The organism is Kineococcus vitellinus, from assembly GCF_009906315.1.
Classification (GTDB): Bacteria; Actinomycetota; Actinomycetes; order Actinomycetales; family Kineococcaceae; genus Kineococcus; species Kineococcus vitellinus.
Map to the genome: position 1 here is coordinate 1 of NZ_JAAALL010000268.1, position 6,213 is coordinate 6,213.

Genomic DNA, 6,213 nt, shown 5'->3' on the forward strand with positions numbered 1-6,213 from the left:
CCGGTGACGAGGGCGCGGCGGCCCCTTCGGCCTCGCCGGCCGCCGCGCCCTCGTCACCGGCGCCTCGCAGGGGCTGGGCACCGACGTCGCGCGCGCCCTGGCCGCCGCCGGCGCCGACCTCGTGCTCAGCGCCCGCTCGCCGCAGCCGCTGGACGCCCTCGCCGAGGACGTGCGCCGCGAGCACGGCGTCCGGGTCGCCGTCGTCCCCGCCGACCTCACCCGCGCCGAGGAGGTCGAGCGCCTGGCCACCGAGGCCCTCGCCGCCTTCGACGGCCTGGACGTGCTGGTCAACAACGCCGGCATCTCCCACCCGCAGCACGTCGTCGACGTCGACGCCGCCACCTGGGACCTGACGATGGCCGTCAACCTGCGCGCCCCGGCGCTGCTGGGCGCCCGCGTCGGCGAGGCCATGGCCGCCGCCGGCCGCGGCAGCATCGTCAACGTCTCCTCCCTCGCCGGGACGCTCGCGCTGGCCGAGCACTACGCCTACTGCGCCAGCAAGGCGGCGCTGATCATGGCGACCAGGGTCCTCGCGCTGGAGCTGGGCCCCTCGGGCGTGCGGGCGAACTCCGTCAGCCCCACGGTCGTCATGACGGAGATGGGGCAGCGGGTGTGGGGCGAGGAGGCCAAGGGCGCGCCGATGCTCGCCCGCATCCCGCTGGGCCGCTTCGTCGAGCCCGCCGAGGTGGGCAGCGCCGTCGTGTACCTGGCCTCCGACGCGGCCGCGATGGTCAACGGCGTCGACCTGCGGCTCGACGGCGGGTTCGCCGTCGCCTGAGCCGCCGGTCAGCCCCGCCGGCTGAGCGCCCGGCCCGCCGCGACGGCGGCCGCCAGCACCCCGGCCCCGGCCAGCACCCACGGGCCGCCGACGACCAGCGGGTCGAGCACCTGGTGGTGGGTGTCGACGCGGCCGGCGCGCGAGGCGATCGGGTGCGAGCGGGCCTCGGCGAGGACCCCGGTCTCGGTGACCGGGTCGTCGGGGCGCCCGCGCGCGGCGGAGGCGAGCAGGCCCTCGAAGGTGTCGACGCGGTCGGCGGCGATGAGCAGCAGCCAGTGCGCGTTGCGGCCCTCGCTGAAGCGGTCGTAGGCGAAGCGGCGGATGCGTCCCGACACCCCGTGCAGCGGGGCGCTGGTGCCGAAGACCGGTGGCAGGAACGCGTGCTCGATCGAGCGCTCGCGCGGTCCGTACCGCTCCGGCTGGCGGTCCGGGAACTCCCAGCGCGCGCCGTAGGCGCCCGGGTCGAACACCTCCTGCGGGACGGAGGGGCGGTCCTTCGGGTCCAGGTCCACCCCCCAGCCGGGGATGCGCGCGCGCAGCTGCTCGGGGGTCTCGGGCAGCGGCGGCTTCTGCGGCCAGTACGCCATGACGGGCTCCTCGGGCGGTGGTGGTTCGGCGGCGGTTCAGGCGGCGGAGGGGACGATGAGCGGCTTGATGCACCCGTCGAGCTTGGAGGAGAAGATGTGGTACCCCTCGGCGATGTGCTCCAGCGGGATGCGGTGGGTCACCATGTCGCGCGGGCGCAGGTGGCCGTTGCGGACGTGCTCGAACAGGCGCGGCCACTGCCGCTTCACCGGGCACTGGTTCATCCGCAGCGTCAGGCCCTTGTTCATGGCGTCGCCGAACTTCACGGCGCTCGGCACGGGGCCGTAGGCGCCCATCACCGAGATCGTCGCGCCCTTGCGCACCGCGTCGATGGCCCAGTTCAGCGCGACCGGGGAGCCGCCCTGCAGCTTCAGCTTGGTGCCCGCCACCTGCTGCATGAAGTTGCCGTCGGCCTCGGCGCCCACGCAGTCGATCGCGACGTCGGCGCCCAGGTGGTCGGTGATCCGCTTCAGGTGCACCACGACGTCGTCGTGCTCGGCGAAGTTCACCGTCTCCGCGTGCGCGAAGTCGCGCGCCTTCTCCAGCCGGTAGTCCAGGTGGTCCACGACGATGACCCGCCCGGCGCCCATGAGCCACGCCGACTGCGCGGCGACCAGGCCGACCGGGCCGGCGCCGAAGACCACGACGACGTCGCCCTGGCGGATGTCGCCGAGCTGGGCGCCGAAGTAGCCGGTGGCGGTGGCGTCGGTGAGCAGGACCGCGTCCTCGTCGTGCATCCAGTCGGGGATGACGGTGGGGCCGACGTCGGCGAACGGCACCCGCACGTACTCGGCCTGGCCGCCGTCGTAGCCGCCGGTGGTGTGCGAGTAGCCGTAGATCCCGCCGACGGCCGTGGCGTTGGGGTTGACGTTGTGGCAGTTGGCGAGCATCCCGCGCGCGCAGTAGAAGCACGAGCCGCACGAGATGTTGAAGGGCACCATGACCCGGTCACCGGGCTTGAGGCTCTGCACCGACGGGCCGACGCTGTCGACGACGCCGATGAACTCGTGCCCGAACGTCGTCCCGACGCGGGTGTCGGGCATGAGCCCGTGGTACAGGTGCAGGTCGGACCCGCAGATCGCGGCGAGCGTGACGCGGACGATCGCGTCGTTGGGGTGCTCGATCCGCGGGACGTCCTTCTCCTCGGTCCTGATCCGGTACGGACCGCGGTAGACCATGGCGCGCATGGGTCAACTGTGCTCCGCTCCTCCGGCGCTCGCCAGTGCAGCGCGGGCCGGCCTCAGGTGCGGGTGCGCCGCTCCAGCGCCGAGAGCACGTGCTGCAGCTCCGCCGTCGCCTCGTGCAGGCGCCGGTAGGCCGGGTACAGCTCCCCGTACACCCCGGCCGCGTCCGCGCCGGGTTCGGTGACCGACTCCGCCCGGTTCCACGTCGCGTCGACGTCCACCGCCCCGAGGGCGACGGCGGCGAACTTCGCGTCCCCCAGCGAGGCGCCGATGCGCTCGGCCGGCAGCTCCTGGGGCAGGCCGGTGACGTCGGTGACGATCTGCGGCCACAGCGCCGAGCCGGTGCCGCCGCCGACGGCGACGACGCGGCGGATGTCCACCCCGGCCGCGCGCATCTCGTCGAGGTTGTGCCGCACGCCGAACGCCGTCGCCTCCAGCAGCGCGCGGTCCACCTCCCCGCGCGTGGTGCGCAGCGTCAGGCCGAGCAGGGCGCCGCGGGCGTCGGCGTCGGCGAAGGGGGTGCGCTCGCCGGCGAAGTAGGGCAGCGCCACCAGCCCGTTCGCGCCGGGCGGGGCGGCCGCGGCCTCGCCCACCAGGGAGGCGACGTCCGGGGAGCCGATCGTCTCCCTCCACCACTCCACGGCGCTGCCGGAGCTGGCCATGCCCGCCGCCAGCGTGCTCTGCCCGGGGCGGTTGCCCGCCGTCCCCCACAGCGAGGGGTGGCAGCGCGGGCCGTCGGTGACGGCGATGAAGAACGTCGTCGAGCCGTACATGACCATGAGGTCGCCGGGGCGGCCCACGTCGACGCTCTCCGCCTCCGCCCACGCGTCGCAGGTGCCGGCGGCCACCGGCGTGCCGACCGGGATGCCGGTGGCCGCCGCCGCGTCCGCGCCCACCGCGCCCACGCGCTCGGAGGGCCACACCAGGCGGGGCATCGGCAGGCCGGGGGCGACCTGCTCGCAGCGCTCGGCGATCCAGGCGGCCTCGTGCCGGTCGTACAGCGGCGTCGACTGGCTCGCCGAGAGCCGGTCGAGCACGTACTCGCCGGTCAGCCGGAAGACCAGGTACGAGTTCGACATGAAGAAGTAGCGGGCGCGGGCGAACGTGTCCGGCTCGTGGCGGCGCAGCCACTCCAGCTTGCCGCCGGCGGCCTGGGTGGACATCCGGGAGCCGCAGCGGCGCAGCAGGTCCTCGGTGCCGTAGCGCTCCTCCAGGTCGGCGGCCTCCTGCACGGAGCGGGTGTCCACGCCGTACAGCACGGCCGGGCGCAGCGGGCGGCCGTGCCCGTCGGCGAGCAGCACGGTCGGCCCGATGCCGCTGGCGCAGACCGCGGCGACCCGTCCCGCGGCCGGGTCGCCGGGGTCGCCGGCCCGGGCGGTCAGCTCGCGCGAGATCGCGCAGAAGTCCGCCCACCACACCGCGTCGGCGTCGTGCTCGACGTAGCCGGGACGGGGGTTGTCGGTGCGGTGGCGGCGCGAGGCGCGGGCCAGCACCCTGCCGTCCAGGGTGGCGAGCACGCCCTTGCTGCTGCCGGTGCCGATGTCGACCCCCAGCAGCAGGTCACGCTGTGACTGCACTTCGCACGCCTCCTCGCGCCGGTCCTGCGCGCATCCTGTCACCCGGCGGGCGCGGGCGGCTGCCGGGTGCGGACGGGGTGCGGAGCAGGCGCGGACCGGGCGTGGACCGGGCGTGCAGCGGGGCTCAGCGCGCGCGCCCGCCGACGCCCAGCGCCCGCTCGAACAGCTCCCGGTGGCGGGCGACGTGCTCGGCGTCGGAGCGGTAGAGGCGGTCGTGCCCGGCGGCGACGTGCCCGGCGAACGCCGCGCTGCCCGCCGCCGCCTGCTCGTGCATGAACCGCACCAGGCCCTCCAGGGAGGCGGTCACCGCGTCCAGCAGCCCGGCGCGGTCGCGCTCGCCGAGGCCGTAGACCTCGCAGAAGAGCGCCAGCCGGCGGGCCTGCTCGGCAGCGTCCGCGCGCACGCCCTCGGAGCGCGGCGAGGACAGCGGCACCCACCGGTGCACGGCGCCCGCCACGTCGAGCAGGCGGGCACCGGGCCGGGCGGTGTCGAAGTCGATGAGGCCGACGACCCGCTCGCCGTCGAGGACGCAGTTGTGCGGTGCGTAGTCCCCGTGGCAGACGACCTCGACGGGTTCCGCGACGGGCAGCAGCCAGCCGTCGCGGGGCAGCTCCCGCGCGAACCGGGCGGTCACCGCGTGGTACTCGCGCAGCAGCGCCGCCGCGGAGCGCAGCGCCGCCTCGGAGGCGGCCGCGTCGGTCAGCGGGTAGTTCGAGACCTGCCCGGGCAGGAAGTCGAGCTCCTCCAGGCCGTCGACGGTGCCGTGCACGCGGGGGGCGGCGCGGAAGCCCTCCCGCTCCAGCCGGCGCAGCAGCTCGTGCACCCGCGGCGTCCAGGCGCCCGTGGGGCGCAGCACGCGCTCCCCGCGGCGCACCACCCGGTTCACGCCGCCACCGGTCAGGACCTCCTCGTCCGCCTCCTCGCCCACCGCCCCACCCTGGACCGGCGGCGGTCGGCGCGTCCAGCGGGTTCCCGCGCGCTCCCCGGGAACCCCGCAGGGGCCTCAGCGCGGTGTGCGCGCGCGCCGCTCCAGCGCCGGGGCCGGGGAGGACCACGGCGCCACGGCGAGCTCGGGCTCCACCGCCCGGGCCGCCTCGCCCAGGGGCGTCGCGGGGGTGCCGTCGAGCGGGTGGCGCCGCAGCGAGCCGACGGCGGCGCCGGCGGCGCGGCCCGCGACGACCAGCGCGCCGTCCGGGCAGACGACGAGGTCGTCGACGAGCTCCGGCGCCGCCCCGAGGTCGCGGTGCACGCCCCCGTCCAGGCCGACCAGGCTCAGCCGCCGCGAGGTGCCGCTGGTGCGCGCGAGCACCAGCTCCCCGCCCGCGGTGAACCGGGCGTGCCGCTCCAGGACGCCGTCGGTGCGCACCCGGCGGGCCGTGGCCGAGGCGACGTCGACGAGCACGACGTCGCCGTCGCGGTGGGTCAGCGCCAGCGTCGCCGAGTCCGCGGAGGAGGAGGCGTCCGCGGCGTCCTCGGTGCCCGCCACGGCGACCTGGGCGCCGGTGGCGACGTCCGCGAGGACGAGGTGCGTCGGCGCCGCGGCGCAGACGTCGGGACCGCCCTCGAGCCAGGAGAGCGTGCGCCCGTCCGGGGAGGCGCGCAGCTGCGTCGCGGTCGCGGCGGCCGTGCCCAGCACGCGCTGCGCGCCGTCGGCGGTGCGGTGCACCAGGTCCACGCGGGTGAGCCGGTCGGGGTCGGTGCAGTCCGCGGGCGACCAGGCGGAGCGGTGGAACCAGCTGAGCGCGCCGTCCGGCGCCCACGTCAGCGACCGGGAGTCGCCCGGGGCGTCCAGCCGCTGCCGGCCGCTGCCGTCGGCGGCGGCGACCTGCACGCCGCCCAGGTCGTCGTCGCCGTGCCCGACCCACGCGACCCGCGTCCCGTCCGGGGAGAAGTGCACGTCGTGCGCGGACCCCTCGGCGATCCGCCACTGCCGGCCGGTGCCGGTGTCGAGGCCGAGCAGGGCGGGCTCGCCCTCGGCGCCGTCGTGGCCGGCGAAGGCGAGCACCGGACCGGGCGGGGCGCCCTCGCGCGCGCCCTGCTGAACCCCCGGCTGGGCCCCCGCGGGGGCCGCCGTGCCCACCAGCAGCGC

5 protein-coding genes and 1 pseudogene are annotated in these 6,213 nt (G+C 76.7%); 1 reads left to right on the forward strand and 5 read right to left on the reverse strand.

Annotated elements, in window-relative coordinates; translation table 11 throughout:
• Window positions 1–22: 22 nt before the first annotated feature.
• Window positions 23–778 (forward strand): annotated as a pseudogene (locus GTQ99_RS18485) (SDR family NAD(P)-dependent oxidoreductase); the annotation flags it as partial.
• 8 nt (window positions 779–786) lie between these two features.
• Here GTQ99_RS18485 and GTQ99_RS18490 read toward each other — a convergent pair.
• From GTQ99_RS18490 to GTQ99_RS18510, 5 genes are all read right to left on the reverse strand, one after another.
• Window positions 787–1,365, reverse strand: coding sequence for a hypothetical protein (locus tag GTQ99_RS18490; protein WP_166617191.1), 579 nt, complete (start codon window positions 1,363–1,365; stop codon window positions 787–789).
• Between the two features lie 36 nt (window positions 1,366–1,401).
• Window positions 1,402–2,550: a zinc-dependent alcohol dehydrogenase gene (locus GTQ99_RS18495; RefSeq protein ID WP_166617192.1), complete on the reverse strand. Its 1,149-nt coding sequence runs from the start codon at window positions 2,548–2,550 to the stop codon at window positions 1,402–1,404.
• Between the two features lie 53 nt (window positions 2,551–2,603).
• The gene (locus GTQ99_RS18500) at window positions 2,604–4,124 is read right to left on the reverse strand and encodes an FGGY family carbohydrate kinase (RefSeq protein WP_166617193.1); all 1,521 of its coding nucleotides are present in this window, start codon (window positions 4,122–4,124) and stop codon (window positions 2,604–2,606) included.
• A gap of 124 nt (window positions 4,125–4,248) precedes the next feature.
• On the reverse strand, window positions 4,249–5,052 hold the full coding sequence (locus GTQ99_RS18505) for a phosphotransferase (RefSeq protein WP_338075099.1): 804 nt from the start codon (window positions 5,050–5,052) through the stop codon (window positions 4,249–4,251).
• 75 nt (window positions 5,053–5,127) lie between these two features.
• On the reverse strand, window positions 5,128–6,213 hold a 1,086-nt coding region (locus GTQ99_RS18510), incomplete at its 5' end, for a TolB family protein (protein ID WP_166617194.1).

What these genes read in the sequence shown, in the direction of transcription:
- GTQ99_RS18495 (WP_166617192.1), bottom strand. Translation starts at nt 2,550, where the DNA reads ATGCGCGCCATGGTCTACCGCGGTCCGTACCGGATCAGGACCGAGGAG.
- GTQ99_RS18490 (WP_166617191.1), bottom strand. Translation starts at nt 1,365, where the DNA reads ATGGCGTACTGGCCGCAGAAGCCGCCGCTGCCCGAGACCCCCGAGCAG.